This is a genomic window from Pantoea sp. ICBG 1758, assembly GCF_002928325.1.
Taxonomy (GTDB): Bacteria; Pseudomonadota; Gammaproteobacteria; order Enterobacterales; family Enterobacteriaceae; genus Pantoea; species Pantoea eucrina.
Genome location: NZ_POWL01000004.1, coordinates 252,161 through 278,243, shown reverse-complemented (window position 1 = coordinate 278,243; position 26,083 = coordinate 252,161). Strand labels below are relative to the sequence as shown.

At 51.0% G+C, this 26,083-nt stretch carries 33 protein-coding genes; 15 read left to right on the top strand and 18 right to left on the bottom strand.

Annotated features, from left to right (window positions below):
• Window positions 1–76: 76 nt before the first annotated feature.
• Entirely contained in the window at window positions 77–1,183 is a 1,107-nt protein-coding gene (locus tag C1Y41_RS15060; RefSeq protein ID WP_071668119.1) for an ABC transporter substrate-binding protein, read from the top strand.
• A gap of 242 nt (window positions 1,184–1,425) precedes the next feature.
• Entirely contained in the window at window positions 1,426–2,247 is an 822-nt protein-coding gene (locus tag C1Y41_RS15055) for a Cof-type HAD-IIB family hydrolase (protein ID WP_104085752.1), read from the top strand.
• 34 nt (window positions 2,248–2,281) lie between these two features.
• Here the strand turns inward: C1Y41_RS15055 and C1Y41_RS15050 are convergent, their stop codons facing one another.
• Window positions 2,282–2,683, bottom strand: a complete 402-nt coding sequence (locus tag C1Y41_RS15050; RefSeq protein ID WP_040113764.1) for a helix-turn-helix domain-containing protein — start codon at window positions 2,681–2,683, stop codon at window positions 2,282–2,284.
• Between the two features lie 108 nt (window positions 2,684–2,791).
• Between C1Y41_RS15050 and C1Y41_RS15045 the strand changes: the two genes are divergently transcribed.
• Both C1Y41_RS15045 and C1Y41_RS15040 read left to right on the top strand, forming a co-directional pair.
• Window positions 2,792–3,841 carry an NAD(P)-dependent alcohol dehydrogenase gene (locus C1Y41_RS15045; protein WP_040113766.1) on the top strand — a complete coding sequence of 350 codons (1,050 nt, stop codon included), beginning with the start codon at window positions 2,792–2,794 and terminating at the stop codon, window positions 3,839–3,841.
• A 343-nt stretch (window positions 3,842–4,184) separates the two neighbouring features.
• The gene (locus C1Y41_RS15040) at window positions 4,185–5,240 is read left to right on the top strand and encodes a diguanylate cyclase (protein ID WP_071668122.1); all 1,056 of its coding nucleotides are present in this window, start codon (window positions 4,185–4,187) and stop codon (window positions 5,238–5,240) included.
• A gap of 21 nt (window positions 5,241–5,261) precedes the next feature.
• On the opposite strand, the gene C1Y41_RS15035 is transcribed toward C1Y41_RS15040, so the two are convergent.
• The 4 genes from C1Y41_RS15035 to hpxD form a co-directional block, all read right to left on the bottom strand.
• Window positions 5,262–5,528 (bottom strand): DksA/TraR family C4-type zinc finger protein, encoded by a 267-nt coding sequence (locus C1Y41_RS15035; protein WP_040113772.1) that lies wholly within the window; start codon window positions 5,526–5,528, stop codon window positions 5,262–5,264.
• A 513-nt stretch (window positions 5,529–6,041) separates the two neighbouring features.
• A complete protein-coding gene (locus C1Y41_RS15030) occupies window positions 6,042–6,245 on the bottom strand; it encodes a general stress protein (RefSeq protein WP_040113773.1) in 204 nt (67 codons plus the stop codon).
• A gap of 435 nt (window positions 6,246–6,680) precedes the next feature.
• Complete coding sequence (locus tag C1Y41_RS15025) at window positions 6,681–7,649, bottom strand: PDR/VanB family oxidoreductase (protein ID WP_104085751.1); 969 nt, start codon at window positions 7,647–7,649, stop codon at window positions 6,681–6,683.
• 9 nt (window positions 7,650–7,658) lie between these two features.
• Window positions 7,659–8,690, bottom strand: a complete 1,032-nt coding sequence (hpxD, locus tag C1Y41_RS15020) for a molybdenum cofactor-independent xanthine hydroxylase subunit HpxD (protein ID WP_166714244.1) — start codon at window positions 8,688–8,690, stop codon at window positions 7,659–7,661.
• Between the two features lie 133 nt (window positions 8,691–8,823).
• On the opposite strand from hpxD, the gene C1Y41_RS15015 reads away from it, so the two are divergent.
• On the top strand, window positions 8,824–9,738 hold the full coding sequence (locus tag C1Y41_RS15015) for a LysR family transcriptional regulator (protein ID WP_104085749.1): 915 nt from the start codon (window positions 8,824–8,826) through the stop codon (window positions 9,736–9,738).
• Here C1Y41_RS15015 and map read toward each other — a convergent pair.
• Complete coding sequence (gene map / locus C1Y41_RS15010; RefSeq protein ID WP_369826819.1) at window positions 9,735–10,517, bottom strand: type I methionyl aminopeptidase; 783 nt, start codon at window positions 10,515–10,517, stop codon at window positions 9,735–9,737. The genes C1Y41_RS15015 and map overlap by 4 nt on opposite strands.
• Window positions 10,514–10,759, bottom strand: coding sequence for a ParD-like family protein (locus C1Y41_RS15005; protein WP_104085748.1), 246 nt, complete (start codon window positions 10,757–10,759; stop codon window positions 10,514–10,516). Before C1Y41_RS15005 ends, map begins: the two co-directional genes overlap by 4 nt.
• Window positions 10,760–11,108: 349 nt before the next feature.
• Between C1Y41_RS15005 and C1Y41_RS15000 the strand changes: the two genes are divergently transcribed.
• Window positions 11,109–11,345, top strand: a complete 237-nt coding sequence (locus C1Y41_RS15000; protein WP_104085747.1) for a hypothetical protein — start codon at window positions 11,109–11,111, stop codon at window positions 11,343–11,345.
• Window positions 11,346–11,373: 28 nt separating this feature from the next.
• Here the strand turns inward: C1Y41_RS15000 and C1Y41_RS14995 are convergent, their stop codons facing one another.
• Window positions 11,374–11,574, bottom strand: a complete 201-nt coding sequence (locus C1Y41_RS14995) for a hypothetical protein (protein WP_040113790.1) — start codon at window positions 11,572–11,574, stop codon at window positions 11,374–11,376.
• Between the two features lie 93 nt (window positions 11,575–11,667).
• Window positions 11,668–12,156, bottom strand: coding sequence for a MarR family winged helix-turn-helix transcriptional regulator (locus C1Y41_RS14990; protein WP_040113792.1), 489 nt, complete (start codon window positions 12,154–12,156; stop codon window positions 11,668–11,670).
• Window positions 12,157–12,319: 163 nt separating this feature from the next.
• Between C1Y41_RS14990 and C1Y41_RS14985 the strand changes: the two genes are divergently transcribed.
• The 7 genes from C1Y41_RS14985 (at window position 12,320) to C1Y41_RS14955 (ending at window position 18,968) form a co-directional block, all read left to right on the top strand.
• Entirely contained in the window at window positions 12,320–12,997 is a 678-nt protein-coding gene (locus C1Y41_RS14985; RefSeq protein WP_104085746.1) for an SOS response-associated peptidase family protein, read from the top strand.
• Window positions 12,998–13,075: 78 nt separating this feature from the next.
• Window positions 13,076–13,336 (top strand): hypothetical protein, encoded by a 261-nt coding sequence (locus tag C1Y41_RS20250; RefSeq protein WP_071668189.1) that lies wholly within the window; start codon window positions 13,076–13,078, stop codon window positions 13,334–13,336.
• 121 nt (window positions 13,337–13,457) lie between these two features.
• Window positions 13,458–14,306 (top strand): glyoxalase III HchA, encoded by an 849-nt coding sequence (gene hchA / locus C1Y41_RS14975; RefSeq protein WP_104085745.1) that lies wholly within the window; start codon window positions 13,458–13,460, stop codon window positions 14,304–14,306.
• Window positions 14,307–14,765: 459 nt separating this feature from the next.
• Window positions 14,766–16,694, top strand: a complete 1,929-nt coding sequence (locus C1Y41_RS14970) for a methyl-accepting chemotaxis protein (protein ID WP_104085744.1) — start codon at window positions 14,766–14,768, stop codon at window positions 16,692–16,694.
• A gap of 307 nt (window positions 16,695–17,001) precedes the next feature.
• Window positions 17,002–18,162: a diguanylate phosphodiesterase gene (locus tag C1Y41_RS14965; protein WP_071668132.1), complete on the top strand. Its 1,161-nt coding sequence runs from the start codon at window positions 17,002–17,004 to the stop codon at window positions 18,160–18,162.
• A gap of 242 nt (window positions 18,163–18,404) precedes the next feature.
• A complete protein-coding gene (locus C1Y41_RS14960; protein WP_040113802.1) occupies window positions 18,405–18,668 on the top strand; it encodes a hypothetical protein in 264 nt (87 codons plus the stop codon).
• 102 nt (window positions 18,669–18,770) lie between these two features.
• Window positions 18,771–18,968: a hypothetical protein gene (locus tag C1Y41_RS14955; RefSeq protein ID WP_040113804.1), complete on the top strand. Its 198-nt coding sequence runs from the start codon at window positions 18,771–18,773 to the stop codon at window positions 18,966–18,968.
• Between the two features lie 17 nt (window positions 18,969–18,985).
• On the opposite strand, the gene ycgZ is transcribed toward C1Y41_RS14955, so the two are convergent.
• The 4 genes from ycgZ to C1Y41_RS14935 all read right to left on the bottom strand — a co-directional run bounded on the left by ycgZ (window position 18,986) and on the right by C1Y41_RS14935 (window position 21,431).
• Window positions 18,986–19,228 carry a regulatory protein YcgZ gene (gene ycgZ, locus C1Y41_RS14950; protein ID WP_040113806.1) on the bottom strand — a complete coding sequence of 81 codons (243 nt, stop codon included), beginning with the start codon at window positions 19,226–19,228 and terminating at the stop codon, window positions 18,986–18,988.
• 228 nt (window positions 19,229–19,456) lie between these two features.
• Window positions 19,457–19,765, bottom strand: a complete 309-nt coding sequence (locus C1Y41_RS14945; protein WP_040113808.1) for a hypothetical protein — start codon at window positions 19,763–19,765, stop codon at window positions 19,457–19,459.
• A 520-nt stretch (window positions 19,766–20,285) separates the two neighbouring features.
• Window positions 20,286–20,936 (bottom strand): hypothetical protein, encoded by a 651-nt coding sequence (locus C1Y41_RS14940; protein ID WP_040113810.1) that lies wholly within the window; start codon window positions 20,934–20,936, stop codon window positions 20,286–20,288.
• Window positions 20,937–21,170: 234 nt separating this feature from the next.
• Window positions 21,171–21,431, bottom strand: a complete 261-nt coding sequence (locus C1Y41_RS14935) for a hypothetical protein (protein WP_071668134.1) — start codon at window positions 21,429–21,431, stop codon at window positions 21,171–21,173.
• Window positions 21,432–22,410: 979 nt separating this feature from the next.
• Between C1Y41_RS14935 and C1Y41_RS14930 the strand changes: the two genes are divergently transcribed.
• Entirely contained in the window at window positions 22,411–23,175 is a 765-nt protein-coding gene (locus C1Y41_RS14930) for an SDR family NAD(P)-dependent oxidoreductase (protein WP_104085743.1), read from the top strand.
• Between the two features lie 54 nt (window positions 23,176–23,229).
• Here the strand turns inward: C1Y41_RS14930 and C1Y41_RS14925 are convergent, their stop codons facing one another.
• From C1Y41_RS14925 to C1Y41_RS14905, 5 genes are all read right to left on the bottom strand, one after another.
• On the bottom strand, window positions 23,230–23,460 hold the full coding sequence (locus tag C1Y41_RS14925) for a YgdI/YgdR family lipoprotein (protein WP_040113814.1): 231 nt from the start codon (window positions 23,458–23,460) through the stop codon (window positions 23,230–23,232).
• Between the two features lie 22 nt (window positions 23,461–23,482).
• Window positions 23,483–23,710, bottom strand: coding sequence for a YgdI/YgdR family lipoprotein (locus C1Y41_RS14920; protein WP_175540442.1), 228 nt, complete (start codon window positions 23,708–23,710; stop codon window positions 23,483–23,485).
• Window positions 23,711–24,024: 314 nt separating this feature from the next.
• Window positions 24,025–24,276 (bottom strand): hypothetical protein, encoded by a 252-nt coding sequence (locus C1Y41_RS14915; protein WP_071668136.1) that lies wholly within the window; start codon window positions 24,274–24,276, stop codon window positions 24,025–24,027.
• Window positions 24,277–24,326: 50 nt separating this feature from the next.
• Window positions 24,327–24,530 (bottom strand): hypothetical protein, encoded by a 204-nt coding sequence (locus tag C1Y41_RS14910; RefSeq protein ID WP_040113920.1) that lies wholly within the window; start codon window positions 24,528–24,530, stop codon window positions 24,327–24,329.
• Window positions 24,531–24,657: 127 nt separating this feature from the next.
• On the bottom strand, window positions 24,658–25,275 hold the full coding sequence (locus tag C1Y41_RS14905; protein WP_040113820.1) for a TetR/AcrR family transcriptional regulator: 618 nt from the start codon (window positions 25,273–25,275) through the stop codon (window positions 24,658–24,660).
• Between the two features lie 143 nt (window positions 25,276–25,418).
• Between C1Y41_RS14905 and C1Y41_RS14900 the strand changes: the two genes are divergently transcribed.
• Window positions 25,419–26,078, top strand: a complete 660-nt coding sequence (locus C1Y41_RS14900; protein ID WP_104085742.1) for an NAD(P)-binding oxidoreductase — start codon at window positions 25,419–25,421, stop codon at window positions 26,076–26,078.
• Window positions 26,079–26,083: the final 5 nt, after the last annotated feature.

Here is a 26,083-nt window from a genome sequence, read left to right as displayed (position 1 = left end):
CGGACCCTGCTCCGGCTTTACCAGTTATGATAAATTAGATGATAATAATTACTATTCAGTAACGAACGGAGTTCAAATGAAAGTTATTTGCGGCGTGGCGCTGAGCCTGGGTGTGGCTTTATCAGCGTCAGCCACCACCTATCCACTGACCATCACCGATCTGGATGGACAGCAACATACGTTTTCTAAAGAGCCTCGCCATATTATTTTACAGGATGGGCGTGATGTACTGACGCTGGCTCTGCTCGATCGTGATAATCCTTTTGAACGCGTTGTAGCCTGGAATAACCTGCCTAAAAAACAGGATACGCAAACCTGGGAAATGCTGAAAGCACGCTGGCCGCAGGCGGAAAAAATTGTTGATATGGGATTCAACGACCAGGGTCAGGTCAACCTTGAAAGCGTGCTGGCGCAGCAGCCGGATGTGATGATTGCACAGTTACGTGCAAAACCGGCGTTGATCCAGTCTGGTGTGGTCAGGACGCTTGAAAATCTGCACATCCCGGTTGTGTTTGTAGACTATGAACTGCACCCGGCGCAGAACACAGCTAAAAGTGTTTCTCTGCTTGGGCAGATCCTTAACCGCGAAGAGCAGGCCCGGGACTATACAACTTTCTATCAGCAAAAAATGTCCGCTATTACGAATAAAGTCAGCGGCATTGAAAAGAAACCCACGGTGTTTATCGAGCCTATTGCCGGCAACAGCGATAACTGCTGTTTTACGCACAGTCATAACGGCTGGGGCGGACTGGTCGAAGCGGTAGGAGGCAAAAATATCGGTTCTGCACTTTTACCGGGCAACTCAGGTTTTGTTTCGCTGGAAAAAATCATCGCGATGAAGCCTGATGTCTATATCATGACCGGTTCTAAACGGCCTAACAGCAACGTGTTACCGTTTGGCTATGGGGTTAAGCCTCAGGAGGTCACTGCAACCTTCCAGACCCTGACGCGCCGTACCGGCGTGGCACAGATTGAGCCGGTGAAGCAGAACCGGGCTTATGGTATCTATCACCATTTCTACAACCATCCGTGGAATATCATCGGCATGGAAATCCTGGCGAAAGATCTCTATCCGCAGCAGTTTGCCGCGCTGAATCCGGTTGCCGATTATCACCAGCTGGTTAAAACCTTCACGCATCTGCCAGATGACGCTATTACCCTGAGCTATCCTGACAATAACTGATTGAGCCGGGCGGCCTTAATGCGCCGCCGGCAACCTTCTTTGCCTGGCATCTTACGCTGTGCAACTCATCTTATTCACTGTAATCAGTAAACCATACAGATGCTCCGCGTCTGCCAGCGAGAAATCTCTGAAAGCAGTGAACATCGTCACTATTAACATTCTCATTAATCCACGTCGCGAGTAAGCTTATACTCTATAACAGGCCGGACGGGCTGACGGCAGATTCTATATGGGAGAGAGTAATGGCAGTTAAGATGATTGCAGTAGATATGGATGGCACCTTCCTTGATGATAACAAGCACTATAATCAGCAGCGTTTTGCCCGCCAGTACGCACTGCTCAAAGAGAAAGGGATCCGCTTTGTTGTTGCCAGCGGCAATCAGTATTATCAGCTGCAACACTATTTTCCTGATATCAAGGATGAGATCGCGTTTGTTGCTGAAAACGGCGCCTGGGTCTCAGACTGCAATGAGGAACTGTTTTGCGGAGAGCTGGCGCCTGAGCGGGTAGAGCAGATCCTGACTATCCTGGCGAAAGAGCCTGATATCAGCGTCGTGGTCTGCGGTCGTAACAGCGCCTATGTGCACACCTCTATGCCTGAACATGTGGTGAATAAACTCAGCAATCACTATCGCCGGCTGGAAAAGCGCGACGATCTGAGCAGCATCGACGACACCATTTTTAAATTCTCATTAAATCTTGAGCATGAAGGCGTTGAGGCGCTGATGGCGCGGCTGCATCATGAGCTGAGCGCAATTGAGAACATTATGCATCCGGTCTCCAGCGGATTCGGCTTTATTGACCTGATTATTCCTGGCTGTCATAAAGCGCACGGCATTGCCATGCTGCAGCAAAAATGGGGCATTGATGATTGTGAGGTGCTGGCGATTGGCGACAGCGCAAATGATATCGAGATGTTGCGACAGGCCTGCTACAGCTTTGCCATGGATAACGCTGCCCCGTCGGTTGCGGCAGTCGCCCGCTATCGTACGCAGAACAATAACGAAGAGGGCGCACTCAACGTCATTGCGCGCCTGCTGGCCCGGGAAACGCCGTTTAACTAAGTCTGACCTGACAGAGCCGCCCGCGGCGGCTCTGTTACTCCTCTGACTCAGCTTTAAGCCGGGCAGCGTGCAGATTAGCCTCCATACTATCCAGCGCGGCCTGGTTCTTAAGCCCCCACGTATACATCTCCTCCACCGGTCGGGCAAATGTCATTCCCAGCGGGGTGAGCCGGTAGTCGACTTTAGCGGGCGTAACGTCATATTCCCGCCGTTCAACCAGGCCGCGCTGTTCCAGCGCTTTTAGCGTCTGAAACAGCATTTTTTTTGATATGCCCTGCAGGCTGCGCTGCAGCTCGCCGGTTCTGGCACAGTGATCTGGCCAGTGATAAAGCGCATGCAGCACCATCGTGCTCCATTTGACAGAGAACAGCTCCAGCAGTCTGCGCGGAGGTGAATCCGCATAAAAGACCAGTTTACCCTCTTCCCAGGCTGGCATGCCTGACTCCTTATAAGGTCACCGTTTGGTGCCTACTGTTAATTCTTTTTCGCATTCACTATAGTCTGCCGCCTCTCAGCTTATTAAGCCATCTTTGCCGGAGGCACAATGAAAATCAATGCACTGGTTGCACATAATGCAACCGCACCCCTGACGTCCGATAGCGTCGCGCTGCGCCCGCTGCAAAAACAGGATGTCAAAATTGAGATCCTCTATTGCGGCGTCTGCCATTCTGATCTGCACATGGCGCGTAATGAATGGGGCGTCAGCCGCTATCCGCTGGTACCGGGACATGAGATTGTTGGCCGGGTAACGGAGGCGGGCAGTGAAGTCAGCAAATTCAGGCCAGGCGATCTGGTTGGCGTTGGCGTAATGGTGGATTCCTGCCGGACCTGCCATTTCTGTCAGCAGCATGAAGAGCAATATTGTGAAGCGGGTTTTACCGCGACCTATAACGGAACCGACAAGTACACCGGCGGCACCACCTGGGGAGGATACGCTGAGAGCGTAATTGTCGATGAGCACTTCGTGGTCGCCGTTCCGCAAAATCTGCCACCAGCCGGGGTAGCACCGCTTCTCTGCGCCGGGGTTACGGTCTGGTCGCCATTACGCCATTTCAATGTTAAAGCAGGCGACCGTGTGGGCGTGGTTGGACTGGGCGGACTTGGACACATGGCGGTTAAGCTGGCCAGCGCAATGGGGGCAGACGTCACTCTGTTTACCACTTCTGCCGCCAAGCGCGACGATGCACTGCGCCTGGGGGCCAGTCGGGTAGTGGTATCTCGCAATGAGGAGGAGATGGCAGCCTGCCAGACTTCGCTGGATATCATCATCAATTGCGTGGCAGCTCCGCACGACCTTAATCCCTATCTTGCCACGCTGAAAACCAATGGACGTATGGTGCTGGTAGGTATTCCGGATCGGCCACATATTTCGCCGGATATCACCCCAATGGTTTTCCGCAGGCTGAGCATCACTGGCTCTTCAATCGGCAGCGTACAGGAAACGCAGGAGATGCTCGATTTCTGCGGCCAGCATAATATTGTGGCGGATATCGAGACTATTACCGGGGATGAGATAGAACAGGCATTTGAGCGTATGCTACGCGGCGATGTGCACTATCGTTTTGTCATCGATATGCAAGCGACTCAATGGTAAGTCTATGATTAACAGCGATTTCAGCCTGAAATCGCCAACAGAGGCTCTTCAGGTGACATGTTAAACGATGTAATCTGAAAAAAATAATCTCTTAAGCCGGGCTTTACTGGCAGTCTGAATAGTGCAGCATTTATTTCAGGCTGTCAGATTTATCCAGCTTATCTGTTTGATAAGTATAATTATTTTATCAATGAAAGGATGATGGTAAAAACAGCCGATGTGCGCCAGCGTAATTACATAAGCACGGTAACTTCAATCGATAAGGGGGAAGCGTCAAAATAATTCGCTGTCTGCGCCTTTTTCCCGATAAACTGCAGTTCCTGTTGATCAGATTTATCTTAGAATGAACTATTACACCCCTGATGATGATCATCTGAAAAAACGATCGAGACGTTTCGTCCGGCGCATGTTTTTTATGCGTCAGCTCGGTACTGTACTCTGTTTCTTTCCTATTCTTTCTGTGCTGCTCGATACGCAGCGCGAGCTGTTCTACAGTGCTTTACTGTTCATTAATGCCTTTGCCTGGCCGTGGCTTGCCTGCCAGCGTGCACTGCGCGCTGAAGATCCGACCAGCGCTGAACGTAACAACCTTACGCTCGATGCCGCTTTTGGCGGGATATGGGTGGCGCTGATGTCGCTCACTCCGGTGCCCTCGGTGATTATCATGGCCGTACTGGCCTCAGATCGCTATGCGGCGGGAGGCAGTACGCTTCTCATCTCCGCTATTAAAGCGTTTATAGTGGCTTTCCTGTCGGTGTGGATACTCGATGGTGCACGGATAGAGAGTGCCTTTACGACGCAGACGGTGTGGCTGACGCTGCCGCTCGCCAGCTGTTACATGCTGGCGCTGAGTATCGCTTCTTATAATCTGACCTGGCAGCTGCGCAAGCGTAATCGCGAACTGGAGCGCGTAGCTCTGATGGATCCGGGCCTGCAGATCCCTAACCGACGGCTATTTGAACGACGGCTGGAGAGTGAGTTTTTAAGTACGCGGCGTGGCGACAGTAACGGCTATCTGCTGCTGCTGGATCTGGACCATTTCAAGGCCGTCAATGACACCTGGGGGCATGAAGCCGGAGACTTTCTGCTGGCAGAAATTTCCGCTCTGCTGCGCAACTATGTCGGTATTCAGGATATACCCGCGCGTCTGGGAGGTGATGAGCTAAGCGTTATTGTTCACCATGCCAGTGATGAAACCGTGGTTGCTCTCGCCAGGCGACTGCGTGAAAAAATAGCGCAGGTTGCTTTGCCTGCCGCTCCTGATTTTCACTGCACGGTTAGCATCGGTATCGCTCCTGCGAGCAGCGCTGATTCTCTGCGCGACTGGCTGCGCCATGCGGATGAGGCCCTCTATCAGGTAAAGCGGGCAGGGCGTAACGACGTTCTGCTCTGGAGCTGAGTAACACAAGTCTGCGCCAGGCTAACGCAGCTGGCTGTCTTTACTGCCCCGGCGATTATAACCGCTACTGCTGGCTTCTTTCTTATCCAGTTCAGACTGACACTGGATACAGTAGCGTACGCCGGGCAGTGCCGCGCGACGTGCTTCGGGTATCGGTTCTCCACACTCATCACAGAAGCGTGCACTGTCACCCTGCTTAAGATGACTTCGCGCCCGGGCGATAGCATCATCAACCGTCGCATCAATCTGTTTCTGGACTGCGCCATCTTCCGACCAGCCACCTGCCATAAAGCCCCCTTATCGTTGCTGAATATTAACTATAGTCAGCGGTGATGCACGCGTCGCACTTTGCGTGCGGTTGCAGTCATCCCTCATTGCTGCCTCCTCAAACGAAATACCCGGCATTTGCGCAGGCAACGATAAGATGCATCATTAATGCAATTTTTCTTTATTAAATATAGAGTTAGGTCGTTTATTATTTAAAATGCGTTGTAGTATGGGTTTATATTTTTAATAAAAGTGTACAAAGGGTTGTGCGTTGTACAAATATATCCATTCATGTTGCTGGTTAATAAAAATGCCATTTGTAAGTCAGTCAGAAAATATAGAACGTTTTTTTGTTAATAAAGCGAAGCGGTAAAAAAGGGTATCGATCAAGTTTTAATCGAAAATTCTTCTCCGAATGAAAAAATAACTCTCCTGACAGGTTAATTCTTTCGCGTAAGCGAAGCGTAAACGATGTCAGGAGAGTGTCATTTTCAGAATTAAATGAAGTGCAGAGATATCGGGCTCTGTATAAGTTTACTTACGACGGCTGATCTTCCCTCCTTTTCTGCCCGCTTCAATAGCCCGTTCAGGATCGTTTCTGAAGTTGCCACCGCTGACCTGGCCGCCCTTGCGGCCTGCCTCGGCAGCACGTTCTTTGTTAGCAGCAAAGTTACCTGCACCACCGCGGCGTGGTTTGGTTTTTTCAGCTTCTTCCGGGTTATTGCTGGAATCCTGCATTTTTTCCTCTCTGTTCATGCTGACTTGTGGCAAAAATAAATGTAGCGCTGTTTTTACCATGTTCAAGACAGAATTTATCCTGACTTTTTAATTTACGACGGGTCGTTTGTTTAAGTAAGAATCGATCTTAAGCGATTCTGTTATCTTAATCTAACGCAGGTGAATAGTTAGCATTTTACTTTGATAAAGGAAAGCGTTCTTTGCGTCCTGAAAAGGTTTAATGAAAAGTTGTGACAATTAGCCGGGCACAGCATTACGTCATGCAATAAAAGGGTGCAGGTATTCATTTGCGCTTCGTTTATTTTTTTCGTGACAGAGTATTGAGGACCGGAACATAAGCCGGGACTAAAAATAGACAGAAAATGATAGATGATAACAGGCGTGTTTATCGGGGCAGGGGAGGCCAGGCTGCTGGCCGGGTCAGCAGCCGGCTGTTCAGAGATCGATTGTCAGGCTGACGGTATGGCTGCGGGAGCAGCAGAGTGCAATACACTGGGAGGGCGCCGCTTTTTCTTTGTCAGACTGAACCGTATCGCGATGGTCCGGCTGGCCTTCAGTAACAGGTGTCAGACAGGCTCCGCACATACCCATTTCACATGACAGCGCAACCTCCACACCCTGTTCAGTCAGCACTGCTGCAATGGAACGGTCCGGCGGAACCAGCCAGCTTCTGCCCGATCGCGCCAGGGTTATAGTGAACGCTGCGCCTTGCTCAGTTACCTGCTGCGGTGCGGCTGCTTTAAATGCCTCTGTATGAATCGCCTCAGGAGGCCAGCCGCAGGTTTCAGCCTGAAGCTGCAGATGGGACATAAAAGGCAGCGGACCACAGAGATAGATATGTGCGCCGGGCTGATAGCGAGCGATACTCTCAGGCTGATGAGTGCGGGCGCTGACACCCTCACTGCTGTACCAGATGTGACAAACGCCGTGCGCAAAATTCTGGTTCAGGAGTGCTGCAAACGCCTCATCGCCCCGCTCTCTGAGATAATAGTGCAGTTCAAACGCCTGGCCTGCTGCCTCCAGCGCCTGTGCCATCACAGAAAGCGGAGTAATGCCGATGCCTGCGGCCAGCAGGATAACCTTCCTGGCAGCGACCAGCGGAAAAAGATTACGTGGCGGAGAAATAGCAAGCTGCATGCCCGGGCGCAGCGTTTCATGTATGTAGCGCGACCCACCGCGCGACTCAGCCTCAAGCGCCACACAAATTTCATAGCAGTCACGTCTGTTTTCCGCTCCGGTCAGTGAATATTGCCGGATCATTCCCGGCTGCAGATGCACATCAATGTGCGCACCTGCCTGCCATGCGGGCAGCAATTGCCCGTCTGTCGTCATCAGCCTGACGCTCAGGTTACGGCGGCCCTGACGCCAGATGCCGTCTGTCACCACATTAATCAGTTCGTTCATTGCCGCCCCTCACACCAGAAAAAATTCACCAAATCCCATACGTTTTAGCCCGCGCCGGTAGGCCACTGAACTGCGATCGGCCGGAATATGCGCCTCCAGCGTAAGATCCAGCGGCAGACGTTCAGGGCGCTGGGTCTCCACCATCAGCCGATCCTCCTCAAAAACGCGCAGGTTAAAGGCGTGCACCTCTTCCGGAGGAATGTGCAGATCAAAGTTGCGTGCGATAGGCGCAAACATGCGCGTCTGGCGGGCTGAAACCGGAGAGGCCGCATTCATGATTGTCAGGCGGGCGTCGCCAGGGAAGAAAATGGTCAGCGTGGCCGTAAAGGGCAGATGCATCTCAAAACGTCGCAGCCACTCAAAGCCGTCGGGCGCCTGCTGCGGGCTGCCGGCAGCAAAATTACTGACGGTACTCCAGTAGTCCACGCTGAAGCCGTAGTCGGTTTCAACCGGGTTATATGCCGGCACCAGCTGGTTAGCCGCATCGGCAAAGGTGTCCGTATGCACCCAGGCAAAATGCGCGACGTCCAGAAAGCCCTCTACCTGGCGGCCGGCAAAGCCTGCGACATCAAATCCAGGGCAGTTGATTTGCTGAAACCCGCTGTCATCCCAGTGCGGCATCGTCGGCAGTTTTGCCGGCTGTTGACTGTCGGGCGCCAGACAAACCCAGATCAGTCCAAAACGTTCCGTCACGGCATAAGAGGTAAGATGCAGTTTGGCAGGCACCGGCTGGTCCGGACTCGATGGAATACGGTTACACCGGCCATTTTCCCCAAAACGCAGGCCGTGATAGGGACAGATAATGCCCTCATCATCATGGAAACCCAGCGTCAGCGGTACGCCACGATGTGGACAGATATCACGTGCGGCCACCACGTCCCCCTTAATCCGATACAGCACCAGCTGTTCATCCAGCAGAGTCGCCTTCACCGGCGCGCTGCTGATATCGCCGCTGCGCGCAACAGGATGCCAGTGGCGCGCAAGGCGCAGCCAGTCTTCGGGATCAAAAGTGCAGTGGGCGGGCGGTGTCGGACCGGACATAGTTATCTCCTGATAATCAGTTCACACAGCGTGATAAACATAATGTTTGTCAGGACATTGTTATTACGCTTCTGTGTTACGATCCATCGCTAAGATTACAGTCTGCTGTTGCAAAAAAGTGTACAGGTGCACGATGAGCCCATTCTCCCGCTTCGCTCTCTATTTTACCGAAGTCGCCCGCAGCGGCAGCCTGCGCAAAGCGGCAGAAAAGCTGCACGTGTCGGCCTCTGCGATCAACCGGCAAATTTTGCAGGCAGAGGCCGCCTTTAACACGCCGCTGTTTGAGCGTCTGCCTGAGGGTCTGCGTATGACCACTGCCGGAGAGTTGCTCTACAGCGATCTCACGCGCTGGCAGCGCGAATTTCGCGTTACGCGTCAGCGGTTCGATGAGATACAGGGGCTAAAACGCGGCAATGTCACTCTGGGAATGGTGCAGTCTCTGACCCGGGGCCGGATAGCTGAACGGATAGCGGCAATGGCGCAGACGCACCTCTGGCTGAATCTGACGCTTACCGTTGATAACAGCCAGCGCATCAGCCAGCTTATCCGGCAATCTGAAATCGATTTTGGTCTGATCCTCGACCCGGATGGGCAGAGCGGCCTTAATGTACTGGCTTTTGCCGAACTGGAAATGGGCGTGGTGATGAACAACCGGCATCCGCTCAGCACCCGTGACGCTGTCTCGCTCAGTGAACTGAGTCACGAGCGGCATATTCTGCCGGGCGACTCACTGGTTGTTCATGAGCGCGTCACTGCGCTCTATCACCGGCAGGGATTCCAGCCTGAAAATGTAATCGGCTGTAATGATATACGGCTTATCCATACGCTGGTGGCGCAGAACAGCGGTATCTGTGTGCTGAGCCTGCTGGATGTCATGACCGAGGTTGAACAGGGTGAGTTAAGCTTCGTACCGCTCAGGCACAGCGTTATGCGCCCCCTGACGCTGGCCTTATGCACCGCACCGTCGCGACAGCTTTCGCGCGCGGCGCAGATGCTGATTCAGCAGATGACAGAGGTGATTGACGCGATGAGTGTCACTCAGCGCTAAACCGGAGAGTAGCTGCCGGTGCCATCCGGCCAGGGTGTAAGAAGATCAAAGCCGTTATCCGTAACCGCAACGGTATGCTCCCACTGCGCGGAGAGGGAACGATCTTTGGTCACTACCGTCCAGCCATCACTCAATACGCTGGTTGCCGCTTTCCCGGCGTTGATCATGGGCTCAATAGTAAAGATCATGCCGGGTTCCAGCGCCAGGCCTTTACCGGCCGTACCATAATGAAGCACCTGTGGTTCATCATGATAGATCCGTCCGGTGCCATGACCGCAATACTCGCGCACAACCGAGAACCCTGCGCCTTCAGCTACCCGCTGGATGGCTGCACCGATATCGCCCAGCGTGGCGCCGGGTTTAACCACGTTGATACCCGCTACCATAGCATCGTATGTGATATCCACCAGTCGTCTGGCACGAACTGAAGGCTGGCCCACAAAGTACATGCGACTGGTATCGCCATACCAGCCCTCTTTGATGACCGCGACATCAATATTAATGATATCGCCCTCTTTCAGTCGTTTCGGGCCGGGGATACCGTGGCAGACTACATGATTAACTGACGTGCAGACCGTGCGGGTATAGCCGTGATAGCCGATATTTGCCGGCGTGATGTTTAAAACATCAACGATATAATCGTGACAGAGACGATCCAGTTCGTCGGTGCTGATACCCGGCTTCACATGAGGCCCAATCATCGCCAGTACGGCAGCAGCGGCCTGGCCCGCGGCGCGCGCCTGTTCAATTTCAGCGGCATTATGGAGCGTAATATTCACGATGCTTTCTCCTGAGTCAGAAAGAGAGGATGGTTTAAGAGTGCGGCCAGGTCGCTGCCCCCGTCGCGCTCTATGCGCATGAGCAGCCGGACCAGCGCCTGATGATCTTTGTCAGGATAGAGTTCCGCCAGCATGCCCATTTTCATCCAGTGTTCCGCCTGTGCGTTGACTGAACGGCTCAATGCGCCGCTGGCGATACGCAGATTTTCGTGCATCATATCGGAAATTTTCACAATGCCCATCGCTGTGCCTTATATGTTTTATATATGAAGCATATACTACCCGCAATAAAGAAAGAAACAAGGTGCCTGCAGCGAATACAACAAAGCCGCAGCCGTTAAGGCAGTGGTAAAACGCACATCAGGCCTGTTAATTGTTTACTCTTTATCCTGAAGCGAGCCTCTCAGAGATGCAGTAAAAAATTTCAAGTATCGGTTTAACGTTTTATTATTCATGTGGTTAGAGAGAAGGGAAGGCTCTGGTCCGATGTTAGTGACGGATTGTTTCTGAATGGACATAAATTTTGTAGTATCTTTTTAGCGGTATGAAAAGCCCTTTCTCCAGATGTAAACTGACCCGGCGACCGCAAATATGAACAAAGCAGATGATAGTGAATGGGTAGACATAGTAATAGGCGAGGCGGTAATGGCTCTGTTCAATGAGGAGTTACCCGTCTCTTATGATGCTTTGCTCAGCAAATTGCAGGAGATGCTGGCAGCAGAGAAGAGCGCCGCAAAAACCCGTTCACTGTTTTTTGCCATCCGGGAAATCCAGGGAGCAGAGCACCCGGCGATTAACGTGGCATCAAATGAACAGACTTTGCACTAAACGTTGAGGCGTACCGCTCCGTCATGACTTATTGCTTTCTGGCTGTCAGGGCGCGCGCCGCGCTCGCGTAGATCTCTTTCATCCCATCCAGCGCCTCTTTTTCCTGCTGGCGCAGACGCGTCAGAATGTTATCCGTACTCAAAGGCTGCCCTGATTTACGTAAAAACGAAACGGCGCGCCCGATGACGGCATGAATAGCACTGTTGTTATCCAAAACGCTGAGTTTCACGCTTTATCCTTCTGCCTGGTTTTCTGATATTCATGGCTGCCACTACATACTCTGCACAGATCAATTCCTGAGCAGAGTGCTTCTTATTTGCGCTCAGGGCAGTGCCCGATGCAGCTTCTCCCGCAGGGCTGCCACTCTTACGGTAAGATCGTGCAACTCTTCATAGGGGGTATCCATTACCGATATCATATCGGCGGGCACGCCGGCGGCTTTGCTTTTAAGCTGCAGCCCTTCATGCGTCAGAAAAATGCGTACCCGGCGTTCGTCTCCTCCCGCATCACGTTTGCGCAAAATAAAACCGGCCGCTTCAAGTCTCTTCAGCAGCTGGCTGAGCGTGCCGGAGTCCAGCCGCACACGTGCGCCAACCTCCGATACTGTCACCTCATCTTTTTCCCACAGCGCCAGTAAAACCAGATACTGGGGATAGGTAAGCCCAAGCGGTTTTAGTCTGGACTGATAAAGCTTGGTCATCGCCAGCGATGCAGAGTAGAGCGCAAAACAGAGAAACTGGTCGACGGTGACCGGTGCATCAGAAAGCGCACCATCATGCTCACCGCTTTGATCATTTATATCAGTACACATTCACAATCCATTTTAGTGAGCTGGCCGGCAGGGAAAACGCACGCTGCGTCCGGGCAGCCACAAGTATTGAATCAAATTAAATTGATGTCAATGTAACCTGACACAAACGCTGTCGCCGTCGCGGGTCTGGCAAACTGGCCTATGCTTACAGCCGGAGGCCGATATGTGTGGACGATTCGCGCAGTACAGCAGCAGAGATGACTATTTTATGGCGCTGGGTATTGCGCCGGACGAAATCCAGTACGATCCGTTGCCCATCGGGCGCTACAACGTTGCGCCTGGTACCCGGGTATTACTGCTCAGCGAACGCGAAGAGGCGCTGCAGCTGGATCCGGTCTACTGGGGATATGGACCAGAGTGGTGGCATAAGCAGCCTTTGATTAATGCCCGCAGCGAAACCGCGGCCAGCGGCCGGATGTTTAAGCCTCTCTGGGAACAGGGCCGGGCGATAGTGCCGGCTGATGGCTGGTTTGAGTGGAAAAAAGAGAAGGGGAGAAAACAGCCGTTCTTTATTTATCACCAGCGTAAAACGCCGCTGTTTTTTGCTGCCATCGGTAAGGCGCCGTTTAATCACGTTCAGGGGCATGAAGGCTTTGTCATCGTGACCGCCGCCAGCAATAAAGGCATGGTCGATATCCACGATCGCCGCCCGCTGGTTCTGACCGCAGAAGGCGTTCATGAATGGCTGAGCAGCAGCACCTCTGCGCGTCGCGCGCAGGAGATTGCTCATGAAGCTGCTGAGCCGGAAGAGGCATTCTGCTGGCATGCGGTGACCACGCGGGTAGGCAGCGTACGTCAGCAGGATGCTGAGCTGATTGAAGAGATCGTGCCGGAAAAGTAGTGGCTGATACATTTTATCTATTGAAATGAAAACCGGTGTCCGGTTGCAGCCAGCGGTATGCCATTCAATAATCGAAGCATGACAACTTATCGCGTTAGAGTCGGGTATCATAACCCGTCAGCCCTGACTTTCAGGCAACTTGATGAACTGCTGGAGCCGCAGCGTTTCTGGCGTACTGCTACTCACACCAGTCGCTTCCGGTACTATATGGAGTATGAGTATGAATCTGACGTACGTGACCTGTGCGCAGTCTGCGCGCTGGCTTACTCTCAGGCCTGCCGCGTGCGGCGGTGTCCGCTGGTATTAGTTGAGGAAATGTCTGCCGCTGTGACGCAATAAGTTGTGCGTACCGATGTTCTCTGCGGCGCAACAGGCGCAGCGGCATTCAGAATTGGCTCAGTGAGCCAGGCCGTTTTTTTACCTACGCTTCTTTCTGTATTTATTCACAGAGGAAGCATAAATGACGAACGAACTCAGCAGGAAACCCGTTGCCGATCGTGCCGAGGCAGACGCATTTTTCCCCTCCGACTACTCGCGCGATCGGTTTACCTCTCCTCTATCCGATCTGGAGGGCGCAGACTATCCGGCGCCCGGCGACGGAAGCAAAAAAATTCTGGTCCTGTGTGCTGATGAACGCTATCTGCCGCTGGAGAACGATACGCTGTTTTCAACCGGCAATCATCCGGTGGAAACGCTGCTGCCGATGTATCACCTGCATCAGGCGGGCTTCGGTATCGACATTGCAACGCTCTCTGGTCAGATGGCAAAGTTTGAACACTGGGCCATGCCCGGAGAGGATGAAGCGGTAATACAATTCTATCAGCGCTACCAGTCAGCCTTTCGCTCTCCGCTCAGGCTGGCAGATGTGTTAGCGTCCCTCTCTCCTCATAGCGACTACGCGGCAGTGTTTATCCCGGGCGGGCATGGCGCGCTGATCGGCTTACCGGAGAGTAAAGAGGTGGCGACATTGCTTCGCTGGACGCTGGAAAACGACCGCTATCTGATCTCACTCTGTCACGGCCCGGCGGCGTTTCTTTCACTCGCCGGGTCCGACAATCCGCTGGCTGGCTATGAAATCTGTGCTTTCCCTGATGCCATTGATAAGCAGACGCCGGACATAGGCTATATGCCAGGCCATCTTACCTGGTACTTCGGTGAGAAGCTGCGCGCAATGGGTCTTCATATTATCAATGAAGATATCAAAGGTACGGTACATCGCGATCGCAATGTTATAACGGGCGACAGCCCTTATGCTGCAAATGCGTTAGGCAAACTTGCTGCAGAAACGTTGCTGAAAGCTTACGGTTAAGGCGTCTGATTTCCCAGGCCCTGACAGGCATCTTTGTCAGGGCTGATATTTCTTCCTGATTAAAATTTAAATCGTAAACGTATTTCTCTGTTTTATTTTTTATAAAAAATAAGCTGTTTATCGGCGAGGTTAGCTAAAACTTTAGCACTTTATTATAATATAAGCTTTTCCGATATATAACGAGCCAGGGTGTTTTTGACATACCTGCTTTAACTTTTATCTTGTTGTTATTAAATGATTTATGTTTATTTGGCTTTGGCAGTTACGCAAGAATATATCGTCAATACACTTCCTGTAAAATAACCCTGAGCAATCTATAATTTTTCACTTCATCAGTGCCTGCAATAACCGGCAGGCCCGGATGCAGAGTGGCTATCTCATGGATGAGCAGATTGCACCGTTTAATAACAATAATTTTTATTCAGAATTGCTCACTTAAGGCTCACCCAGGAATATTGCATGAAAAAGATACTTAACACGATTAATTTGCCAGCGAAGTTTATTTTGCTGGGACTGTTTGCTCTCGGGCTGTTTATATTTCCAACCTGTCTGTTTATTCAAAGCGGGAACCAGGCCATTGATGCAAAAAAGCTTGAGCTTACCGGCATACCGGTTGAAAAGAAGATGCTGTCACTGATTAACCTGGTCCAGCGCCATCGGGCAGAAAGCGCTATTGCTATTGCGAGTGACGATCCAGCCCGAGCGTCACGCGTGGCGCTGGCAGAGGAGGCCGATGCGCTCTACAGCGGTGTAGTGACTGTACTGGGCGATAACGCGGAGGCTGCGCAACCGCTGGCGCGTTTGAATAAAGCTGACGGCGAGTGGAAAAAACTGCAGGCAGAGTTGGGCAATAAGCAGCTTTCGCTGGAAGCGAGCCTCAGCCAGCACGCCAGTCTGATTCAGACATTGTTAATAGCCAATCAGGACATCCTGGATTTTTACGGCTTGTCACTGGACAGCGACTTAAATACTTATCAGCTTATTGTCAGCATTTTCAACCGGTTGCCGCTATTAACAGAAACCCTCGGGCAGATCAGAGCAAGCGGCACATCGCTGATTGCGTCTGGCATGGGCGCATCAGAGGCAACGCTCAGCCAGATGGACTTCCGGCTGCAAAACGGCAACGTAGCGCTGGAGCAGTTCAGCAACAATATGGATAAAGTTTTTACTATTGAACCGGCGCTAAAAGCGCTGTTTGCCAGCGGAGAGACCACCGCCGTGCAGCAGGCGCAGGATGCACTGGCGCTGGCCAATACTATTTTTGTATCCAAAACCAAAACTGTCACGCCGGCAGAATATGTCCGGGTATTCACTGAGGCGATCAATCAATTTGCCACACTGGGAACACAGAGCGCCGATCGGCTTTCGGTTATGCTTAGCCAGCAGATTGATGCACGCCGTCATGCGCAATATAGCCTGCTGGGCGTACTGTTCGCGGTGGCGTTACTGGCTGTCTGGGTTGCCGTTATGATATCCCGCTCGATTACGCGTCCGGTGGAAGAAGCCGTTAATGCTGCCCGTCGCGTGGCAGAGGGCGACCTGACGTGTCCGGTTAACATTACCGGCAGCAATGAAATGGGGCAGCTGCTGCAATCATTGCAGTATATGCAGCAGCATCTTGCCGGGCTGGTCTCAGATATCAAGGAGAGCGCGCTGACGATCGCTTCATCCTCTGAAGAGATCGCAAACGGCAATGGAAATCTCTCAGCCCGGACTGAAGAGCAGGCCGCATCGCTGGCAGAGACCGCCGCCAGTATGGAGCAGATGGCATCCATTATCAGTCAGAATGCTGAAAATACCCATCACGCCACGACCATGGCAGAAGCGGCAACGCAGGCTTCATCGCTCAGCGGAGAGGCAATGTCGTCAGTGATGGACACCATGGGGCGTATCCGGGGCAGCTCGGCCAAAATTGAAGAGATCACCAGCGTTATCGACAGTATCGCTTTCCAGACAAACATTCTGGCCCTCAATGCGGCAGTAGAGGCAGCCAGAGCAGGGGAATCGGGTAAAGGCTTTGCCGTCGTCGCAGCAGAAGTGCGCTCGCTGGCGCAGCGTTCCGCTTCTGCTGCCAAAGAGATTAAAGAGCTGATTGCGCACTCGGTCAGCCACGCCGAAGAGGGAATGGTGATGGCCAGAAATGCCGGTGACAAAGTGAAACAGAGCGTAGATGCTATTGGACAGACGGCGCAGCTTATCCGCGATATATCTGCCTCCTCTCAGGAGCAGAGCAGCGGGATTTCGCAAATTAATATCGCAGTAAACCAGATGGATCAGGTGACACAGCAAAACGCAGCGCTGGTTGAAGAGTCTGCCTCTTCAGCAGGCGATCTCGCAGAACGCGCCTCGCGTCTGCGTCAGCTGGTGGCTGTTTTCCACACGGCGTAATCTTTGCGACGATGCGGGCGCGTCCCGCATCTGCTCGCGCAGTAAAAAAGCAGAGAATCGTTGCGAACCAACACGATTTGTCAAAAAACTTGTCTGCAGCGGATTACAATCCCACCCCGTTTCGCTTATTTACTGCGCTTCTGTATGATTCTGAAAAAAGGCGATTTTGTGCACTTTTGCTGGTTTTTACTGGAAACGTAGCTTTAATATTGACAGTAATTCAGCCAGATTATTTCAGACAGGATTATACGTAGCTGCCGCCGGCTGATAAAGTAGACAGGTACACTCACGTAAACTGGAGTATTTAATGCTAACCACAATCATTTACCGTAGCCACATCTCTGCGGATGTGCCCGTGAAAATTTTGCCGGGTATGGTTGAGAAGGCGAGTCTCCTGAATGAGTCACACCAGGTTACCGGTATTCTGCTCTTTAACGGTACACATTTCTTTCAGATCCTTGAGGGACCTGAAGAGGGTGTTATGACGATCTACAATCGCATCTGCGCTGACCGTCGTCATCACAATGTGGTTGAACTTATGCGTGACTACTCCCCTTATCGCCGTTTCGGTAATTCCGGGATGGAGCTGTTTGACCTGCGCGAACATGACCAGTCAACCGTACTTCAGGCGGTACTGGATCGCGGTACTTCACGCTTCCGGCTGACCTATGACGATCGGGGCCTGCAGTTCCTGCGCACGTTTGTTGAATCGCGGGAAAAAGAAAACTATTTCGAAGTGCTGCCTGCCGATCTGTGGGATTTTATTCCCGACATGACGGGATCGCTTCAGGAAGAGCACGGCATTCATTTCCGCCCGGTTGTGGATCCACTCGGCCGCGAGATCACCGCACTGGAGGCTATTTCCGATAGTCCGCAGAGCGCAGGTGAAGATGAAGATAAGTATATTGCTAATCTGAACGCCGTACGCATGGCGCTGATGAAGGCGGGCAAAGCCTGTCCGGATGGCATGACGCTCTATCTGACTATTCTGCCTATGACGCTGGTTGCGGTGCCTAACGCGGTTGACACTATCACGGACGCCATTAAAAACGCCGGACTGGTGCCGGAACAGATTATTCTGGGCGTCAGTGAAACGGAAGTTATCCCGGGCCTGAATGATTTTACCGAAGCGGTTAAGCAGCTAAAACAGGCAGGCATCAGCCTGTCGATTGATAACTTTGGTGACGGCTCTGCCGGGCTTTCACTGCTGACTCATGTGCAGCCCGATCGCGTGCGTATTGCTTCCGGAATTATTCGCGATGTTCATCGCAGTGGTCCAAAGCAGGCTGTCATTCAGGCTATTATCAAATGCTGTTCAGCGCTCGAAATCAACGTCATCGCTTCTGGTATTGAACAGCCGGAAGAGTGGATGTGGCTTGAGGCTGCAGGTGTTATCGACTTCCAGGGCTCGCTCTTTACCCCGCAGGGCACATCCGTGTCATGGCCGGAATATCGCGCGGCGATGTAACGCTTACTCTTTCACTATCAGTATCAGTCTGACCGACCGGCACATCAAAAGCCGGTCGGTTGTTTTTTGTCATACCCTTTCCGGCTCTGCTCTTTTTTCAATCAGAAAAGATCTTTTCTGACAGCACTGCTGCGATAAATATGTGAAATTTATAAGAAACGCTCAGGCTCGCTGCGGTTCAGGGTTACACACTAAAATTCTGTGGTAAACTTTGCGCCCCCGAACCTGCAGGCGGACACATCATGAAAAAAGAATTTGAAGAAAAGATGACGGAAATTTTGATCGGTGAGGCGGTTACTGACTTACTTGATGCTAATGCAGCCATTTCATGGACCGCTTTACTTGATCGTCTGCGCGCTGGTCTTGATAAAGAGACCGATGAGCATCGCATCCGTGCCGGATTGCGTGCTATCGACGAAGTCAGACGTGAAATGCAGGTTAGGGCGTCTGAAAAAGCGATCGGGACTGAATCTGATATACGGCCTGCACGCGGAAAAATGCATTAAAATTGATTTAAATCAAAGACGCTCTAAGGTCTGACGCTAAATTGTTTCCCGGGAACAATTTCTGTTAGACTGTATGCTTATCCACCTACGGACGGAGGTCATGTGAAAAATGACGCAGCCGCCGAAGATATCTACGCCGTTATTGGAACGGTTGTGGCGCGCCTTCTTAAGCCGGACCAGCATCTGACTCTGCATGAGATTACTACTGCACTGCATCACATGGGTGAGACAGCGACAGGGCAGGATGTTCGTGAGGCCTGCCGTAAAGCTGTCATTTTGCTTGCTCGTCAGATGCACTAACTAAAGCTCACGCAGTATTAACGATCAAACAACAGTCCAATCAGTGCCTGATAATGCTGCTCTTCTTCGGCGCTGGTTGCTGCTTCAAGACGACCAAGCAGTTTTGTGCATAACGCCTTACGGTTAAGGTTTTTGCCTGAGGTCAGAATTTCAACTACCAACTGTCCCAGCGTTTCCTGCTGGCTCAGAGTGGAAGCTTTGTTGAAATAGTTAGCGATGTCACTAGCGGATGATGGATGCTGTACCATATTCTGACGCATAGTTAGCCTCGTTGTAATAAGTAAGTTGTACTGACAGAGGTAAAGTTATACAACTAACTTTTACTTGTACAGCTTTTTCTGCCACTAATTTATCGCCTGCGATCTTTTCATTATTATTTTTCTTTTATATCAAATAGTTAAATGAAATTTTTTTGAGTGAAAATTTTACTTCTTCTTTGTACAGCTTCTGCATTGAGACGTGTACAACGTGGTTGCGCTGATATTCTGCTAACTCTCTTCATCGTCACCTGAGGTAAAACGTATCGGTTTAGCCGATAACGCTGCCTGTTCATGACGTAGTGCCTGGGCCTGCCACTCTGTCTGAGTTTGGTGAATTCGCTCAGGCTGTACAAAATTTTTCAGCCAGCTTCTGGCATCGGCAATTTGTGCCAGACGCTCATCGTTCTCTTCTCTCTCTGCCATGCGACCCAGCTCTGCGATCAGGGCCTGAACGCTGATATCCCGATCGCCCAGTGCCAGATTGAGTGTCGCTTCGCCAATAATGACGTGACCTACTACCTTTTCATGAAATAACACTTCCGCTCTCCTCATCATAGTTTTGTAATGATTTTAAAGTGTAATGAGCAGCAATACTTCTACAATACGCTGTAAACGATCAGCTGAGTCCCGATGCAAAAAGTATTTGATGATTCTGAGATACAGGTTTGTAACGTACTGATAGTGTGCAGCATCATCTATTCATGCAGTGTAAACCGGCTAAAGGCAGAATAATCTTAAAAAATTTGAACGTTATTCATCGCTGTCTGTTTCAGCTCTGGCGCTTTTTCAGACGTTGCATGCCACTTTTTATAGCCCGCTGATTGCTGATGATTACAGCCTGGTCATGGGGGACAAACCTGAACCCGGTTAACAAAAGCCACGCTTTAGGACAATTGCCCGCTCTATACTCAGGCCTGGGTCTGCATTTATTCTGATAACTGCAACCCTGGCTGGCGTGCTCTGCTTTTACTCTATACGTGTGTTAAGCATGGCACGCGCTTACCTTATTAGCTTTATATCAGCAGAGTAAATTTTGCGCATGCAGGAGGGTGAGAGGTTAATGCTCCGGATTATCAGGAGTGAGGGGAAGGGTACTGATGATCACTCTGCGCAGCAGATGGCTGTCAGGCTGGCTGCCCCAGCAAAAGGTGATCCAGTGTTCACAAAATGCGTGCCAGTCAGAAACCGGCACCAGCGGTTTGTCGCGACGTGTCCCGTCCCACACATAGACATAGTGATCGCGATCGCGCAGTGCCCAGGCAATCATACTCTCCCACATCACCTTTGCCGCATTGGTCTGAGCGCTATCGGTAACAATAATTGAACGCGTATGCAGGAAATAACAAAAAAAGCGACGAGCCAGGCCATGCACCGCCTGTTCATGCTGCGGCTGACGCGTGCGCCAGACCATAATCTGAATGCAGGCGCGTAACGGCGAGGTAAAATCCTCTGTTTCTTCCAGCCTTACTGCATAGACCGTTTCAGGTTTCGGTTCCTGGGTAACCAGCCGGTATTGTTTATCCTCCGGACAGACATAGAGCGCATAGCCAAAGGGAATAATAAAGCCTGGCAGCGTAAATACGCGCGTCTTACCTGTAAGAAAAGCACAGGTATCGTCCCGGTTTGGCACTTCACGGCTCAGAATCTGATTAAAGTGCGTATCAGGTAAGGTGATGGGCATGTGGTTATCCGCTGTCGTACGTTCCAAAAGACCTCCCTGAAAACCGGAGTGGATTTGATCATCAGTTTGAATGAGTAATAAGCTGGTACAGCAGGAAAAAGTGTAGCCGGAGATAAGATTATAAGCGTCTGTTCAGATACGCCGTAGCAGGGCGGAGGTGTCGTCCATGACAGTTTCTCCGGCCGGTAAACGCTTGCGCGTAACCGATAAGGTTATCTTTATCGTCGTCTTCCAGCCGGAGCCGGATTACGTCCATAGGCGTCAGTTCTTTTCGTCGTTCAGGCTTGTCAGTGTCTGCAAATAGGGCACGTGCGGAACAACGTGCTCGGGTTTATCGAAACTTTTCAGCCAGCTTCTGGCCTCTGAGATCTCAATAAGACGGGCATCGCTGCCACCCGCATTTGCCATTGATTCGAGCTCATTAATCAGTGAACGAACGCTGATCTTTTTTTCGCTCAGTGCAAGGCTGAGTGCCGCTTCGCCGATAATGACATGACCTATCTCGTCGTGTTGAATAGACAAACAAACCTCCTTTACGATTGCATGATAACCTCACCACTTACTGTAGGCGTAACGGCAGAAATTGCCGGATATATTTTGAAATTTCCCAAATCAGCTAGCAGAATTTTTTGATCGAACGCTTTTTAGCCAATGAAAATTCTGCGGGCTTTCGCCAGCGACCCTTCTGAAATTCTGCAAAAAAAAAGCCCGCGCAGGGCGGGCTAACAAAATGTTAAAAGGATTTCTCTCGCTGAAAACGCATCCTGTGTGTTGTTTGCCAGAATAGGCTGGCTCATACACTATAGATGACAAACCATTTTAAATTGGGTTTTAGCTGTAAACCCGACGAAAATCTGCGTTGCTCATCGGACCAGCATAAAATAGGGCAATAAGCTAATCAGGCAGGCTATAAGCAGTTTACAGAAATGGATAACCGGGCCAGAGGTAAGCAGATAACAACAACCCGTGAAATTGACAAAAAAATGCCTCCGCAAGGAGGCAAGGTAGGAGTTACTCAGCTCAGTGCTTAGTTGGATTTCTCACTGAACACTTTAAGAATAGAGAAATTTGTCAGTTTTTCCGACTCGCTTAGTAAAAAATTATACATACAAAACTTATAGTTAGCATGATTACTGATTAACTATATGAATAATATGGCTTTAGTTTGTGATGAAATCGTTTTCTAAGAATTTACTTATATTTTCATTAACCTGCTCATATCACCCTTTCTAATCTTATTCTTCAGGTAGCGACTTTTCTGTGGGTGGATTTTTAACCAGACTCAGTACCGCACACCTTTTGCTTTCATATCTGAAGTGCGCCACCGACTGCAAACCAATACAAATATGCGCCTTAAAAGAGGCGTGATTGTCACTTTTGACAAAAAGCACAGGGTGACGCGTGCTCCATTGAGAGTCATCCTAAAACTTACGTTTCGCTTGATGACTGGCGAGAGCTTGCCAGGCTTAGGAGTGTCATTTCCATCAGATAAGGAGAAATCATGTCACGGTTTGCAGATAAAGTTGTCGTTATTACTGGTGCAGGCTCAGGTATTGGCGCTGCGTCAGCACAACGTTTTGCTGCTGAAGGGGCATCAGTAGTACTGGTGGGAAGAACTGAAGAGAAGCTGCAGAAAGTCAAAGAGGTTTTACCTGCCGGAAAACATCTTGTTGTTCCCTGTGATGTTTCAGATGCCGGGCAGGTCAGGCAGCTTAGTGAAAAGGTGAACCAGCATTACGGGCGCGCGGATGTACTGGTCAACAATGCGGGCAGTATCGTTCAGGGCAAGATCCATGAAGTCTCTCCTGATGACTGGAAAAAGCTGATGGGCACCGATCTGGATGGCGTCTATTACTGCACGCACTACTTTATGCCAGCCCTGCTGAAAACCAAAGGTAACGTTGTCAACATCTCTTCCGTATCCGGACTTGGTGGCGACTGGGGAATGAGCGTATATAACGCAGCCAAAGGCGCTGTGACCAACTTCACGCGCGCACTGGCGATGGACTATGGCTCAGACGGCGTCAGAGTCAATGCTATCTGTCCGGGATTTACGTTTACTGATTTAACGGAAAACGCAAAACAGGATGAGGAGCTGCTGGCACGCTTTTACGACCGCATTCCGCTACGCCGTGCGGGAGAGGCTGATGACATTGCGGGCGCAATTGTCTTTATTGCCAGCGATGATGCGCGCTATATCACGGGCGCTAACCTGCCGGTTGATGGCGGTTTAACGGCATCGAACGGTCAGCCAAAACAGGCCTGATAGCAGCAAAAAAGCCCGCGCAACTGCGCGGGCTTATCTTTGACGTCACACAAACTATGAGCGTGGGATCTCAGACACTTCTTTGACATCAGCTTTATTAATCTGCTGTTTAACGCCGTTGGCATCGACATAACCCAGCAGTCCTGATTCCGCTTCTTTTGGCTTACCATCGCTGACAATAGTACGACCATCATTAGTATGAATCGCATAGGTGGTGCGGGTGCAGCCGGTAAGGGCGGACAGGGCAATAATCGCTGCTACTGGAAGTAAAATAACTTTCTTCATTGTACTCTCCTTGATAGATGGATCAGTTATTCAGTTCACTCATGTTCGTGATTTGATCACGATTGATCTGCTCAGTTTTGCCGGTTTGCGCGTTTTCATACGATACCAGCCCGGTATCGCTATCTACCTGTGGTTTACCACTGGTAATAATGGTGCGGCCATCAGTCGTTTTAATCGCCTGGTTAGACGAGCAGCCGGTTACGGCTAAAAGAGATGTCAGGACTGCGGCAGCAACAACCATTTTTTTCATCATATTTCCCTATTTTCTGGACACGTTATAAGAGGAGCATAGTCCATAATTTCCGGGGGTGGTCTGACCTTGATGATTTTTTTGTGCAATTGATGCGGTGAACAGCAGGGGAGTACGGCCGTAGCGGAGCATATATTTTGCTATCCTTCCGGTGATGCCTGAGAAACAGATAAAGGCAGGCGAACCATCAGAAAAGAGACAGGCTTGTTAAGAAAATTTTGGCTAAAGAGAGGGCTCGCCACGGAGGCGCACTTTATAGCCCGCAGGAAAACGAGTATGCAGCGAGCTGACGCAGATAAAGTAAATAAATATTATCAGGCCGCTTCTGCACGCCCTAAAAGCAGATTGAAAAGATTCTCATAATGCATCTTCTCACTGGCATCTGTACATTTATCCAGCCGGGAAAGTAAAGCGATACAGAGCGCTTTGCGATTAAGAATTTTATCAGAACATAAAATATCTTTAACCATTTCACCCAGCAATTCAAATTCTGTGGACTGACGTATTCTGGCCTGCTCTTCAGCGCTGACTTTATCCATTACGGGAAGATAATGATTCTGGCACATAGTTCTCTCTTATTAATTTAACCGGCTGATGGATCGGCACTGAAGCACTATTAATTCATTTTCCTGGCCAGCAACCGAATAACTTTTTCGCACGCCTGCTGCATTTCAGGGCTGTCCGCTCGTAAGCCTGTTCGGTATAACGCGCCGATGATCTCCTGCAAAGAAAGCGTTTCACCCGGTTTTAAAATCTGTGTAATTACGTCACCCAGTAAAGCGTACATCGCTTCCGCATCTTCTGAATCGTCTTGCTGCACATAACCCCCGTCCATTTTTAAAATTGCTTAATGTTTGTAATATGTCAGGGACGCCTGTTACTGAAAATCGCGACGACAGCACAGTAGCTTAATTAGGAAATGCGTATTTCCTAATAGCGCAGCAGCGTTAATCCAGCAGGCGCAGCGCCATCTTAATAGTTTCTTCGCCATTAGTCACATCCTGAATTTTGCCCACTACGCGCATACCAAACGCAATACAGAGCAGTAAACCGGCAGTCGTATCGGCATCCAGATGACTTGCTATAGAACCATCAGCCTGGCCCTGCTGAATCAGCGACATCAGGAAAGCGCGGTTGCGCAGCACTGCCTGGCGTACCAGATGAGATAACTCTTCATCAAGCGTCTGCAGCTCCACGGTGCTGCCCACCACCAGACAGCCGCGCCGTCCCTCTATCTCGCTGGCGGAATCGAGATAGAACTGGAGTAGCTCAGCGACGCGTTCACGACCCGTAGAGAATGCGTTCAGACGTTCGCGCAGATCGGTATTGCGAATGGCAATGTAGCGCTCGAACACGCGCAGAAAAAGCGAGCGCTTGTCCTGAAAAGCTTTGTAGATACTCCCCGCAGTAAGCTGCATAGCATCACCAAGATCGGCAATAGAGGCAGCGTGAAACCCTTTCTGGCGGAAAATGATCATCGCATTATCAAGCGCAACATCAATATCAAAATTGCGCGGCCTGCCGCGTTCGCGGGGAGCTGTGGCAGAGGATTTTACTGGTGGCATTTTCAGCCCTTATGAAGCGATTATTTCCAAATTATCCCGGTTGCGTCCGGGCCGGTCAACGCCGGAGATTTGCGCTAGAGTTAAGTGGTTAAATTACATCGTATTGCGATAAATATTTCAGCCTTTGTGACAGGGGGATCAGCATGAAAGATGTCTTTATTGTGGGTGGTGCAGGAAAGATTGGTCGTGAGCTGGGTCAGCAGCTGACCCATGCCGGCGTGACGGCACGGGCGTTGTGTCGTACCGCTGAGCAGGAAGCCAGCCTGCAGCAGCAGGGTATCCAGGCTGTCAGAGGCGACCTGGTTGCCCTCGATGAACAGCAACTCACCGAACTGATGCAGGGATGTGGAGTCGTGGTCTTCACCGCTGGTGCCGGCGGAAAAGGCGGAGAGGCGATGACAAATGCCGTTGATGGCGACGGGCTGGCTAAGTCAGTTGCAGCCGCACAGCGGGCCGGTATTAAACGCTTTATTCTGGTCTCCGCCTTTCCGGAAGCGGGGCGTGGCAGGCAGCTTTCTGACACTTTTGAAAACTATATGCGCGTAAAAAAACAGGCCGACGTGGTTCTCGCCGCCAGCGCGCTTGAATGGGTTATTCTGCGTCCCGGCACGTTAACAGATGAGCCGGCAACCGGCAAAATCAGCGCCGGACCGGCAATTGCCTATGGCACGATTGCCCGTGCCGATGTTGCAGCCACCCTGGCGGCGCTGGTCCATCAGCCTGCCGTATCCCGCGTCATTATTGAGCTGACGGCGGGAGAGACACCCATTGCAGAGGCGATAGACGCGCTGGTTTCACGCTAACCGGT